The organism is Nocardioides sp. (assembly GCF_031422975.1).
Taxonomy (GTDB): domain Bacteria; phylum Actinomycetota; class Actinomycetes; order Propionibacteriales; family Nocardioidaceae; genus Nocardioides.
In genome coordinates this window covers 1-1,558 of record NZ_JANPEO010000644.1, presented here as the reverse complement: position 1 = coordinate 1,558, position 1,558 = coordinate 1, and the positions used below count along the sequence as shown (strand labels likewise).

The 1,558-nt window shown below is 71.8% G+C and carries 2 protein-coding genes; both read left to right on the top strand.

What is annotated here, in order from left to right; all coding sequences use genetic code 11:
• Positions 1-110 precede the first annotated feature (110 nt).
• Positions 111-1,121, top strand: coding sequence for an ABC transporter ATP-binding protein (locus tag RMO85_RS18975; protein WP_310530276.1), 1,011 nt, complete (start codon positions 111-113; stop codon positions 1,119-1,121).
• Between the two features lie 4 nt (positions 1,122-1,125).
• The coding region (locus RMO85_RS18970) for an ATP-binding cassette domain-containing protein (protein WP_310530275.1) at positions 1,126-1,558 on the top strand (433 nt) is incomplete at its 3' end.

Here is a 1,558-nt window from a genome sequence, read left to right as displayed (position 1 = left end):
TGCCCAGGCCGAGGAAGGACAGCGCGGCGGCGTCGATGATCGACGTTGCCAGCACCAGGGTCGCCTGCACGATGACCGGCCCGAGCGAGTTGGGCAGCATGTGGCGGAAGATGATCGCCACGGCGACACCACCCCACCCGACCTCCCGCGGCGACGCGCCGCTGCTGTCCGTGCGCGACCTGCGGGTCACGTTCAGGCGCCAGGGCGAGGAGCCCTTCATCGCCGTCGACGGGGTGAGCTTCGACGTGCGGCCCGGCCAGACCGTCGGCCTCGTCGGCGAGTCCGGCTGCGGCAAGTCGGTCACCTCGCTCGCGATCATGGGCCTGCTGCCCCACCGCGGCAACACCGTCGAGGGCGAGGCGTCCTTCGAGGGCACCAACCTGCTCCGGCTCGACGAGAAGTCGCTGCGGGAGCGCCGCGGCCGAGACATCGCGATGATCTTCCAGGACCCGCTGTCCTCGCTGAACCCCGTCGTCCCGGTCGGCCTGCAGGTCACCGAGGTGCTCGAGCGGCACCGCGGCATGTCTCGCAAGGCGGCCCGACCGCACGCGCGCGACCTCCTCGAGCGGGTCGGCATCCCCGACCCCGACCGGCGCCTGAAGGACTACCCGCACCAGATGAGCGGCGGCATGCGCCAGCGCGCGCTGATCGCGATGGCCCTCGCGTGCGCGCCGCGCCTGCTCATCGCCGACGAGCCCACCACCGCGCTCGACGTCACGATCCAGGCCCAGATCCTCGCCCTGCTCAAGGAGCTCGTCGTGGAGACCGGCACGGCGCTGGTCATGATCACGCACGACCTGGGTGTCGTGGCCGGCCTGTGCGACGAGGTCAACGTGCTGTATGCCGGTCGCATCGTCGAGCGCGGAGAGCGCCACGAGCTCTTCGCCGACCCGCGCCACCCCTACACCAACGGTCTGCTCGGCTCGATCCCGCGCCTCGACGCCCCTCGTGGCGAGCGGCTCACCCCCATCCCCGGTTCGGTGGCCGACAACCTCCCCTGGGACCACGCGTGCGCCTTCGCGCCGCGCTGCTCCCAGCCGGTCGAGGTGTGCACGAGCACGACCCCGGCGTTCGAGGAGTCCCCGCGCCGGGCCCTGCGCTGCCACAACCCCGTGAGGTGACCCGATGACCGACACCGCCACCACCCCCGCCCCTGCCGCCGACCGCGACACCGACGTCCTCGTCGACGTCCGGGGCGTCAAGGTGCACTTCCCCATCAAGCGGGGCGTCATCTTCGACAAGGTCATCGGCCACGTCTACGCCGTCGACGGTGTCGACCTGCAGATCCGCCGCGGCGAGACCTACGGCCTGGTCGGCGAGTCCGGGTGCGGCAAGTCGACCCTGGGCAAGGCCATCCTCAACCTCGAGCCGCCCACCGAGGGCAGTGTGGTGCTCGACGGCACCGACATCGCGTCGCTGCGCGGCGAGGAGCTGCGGCGCCGCCGCAAGGACATCCAGATGGTGTTCCAGGACCCGATGAGCAGCCTCGACCCGCGCCAGTCGGTCGAGTCGCTGCTCGTGGAGGGTATGCGGGCCCACGGGCTCGACACCGACGGCG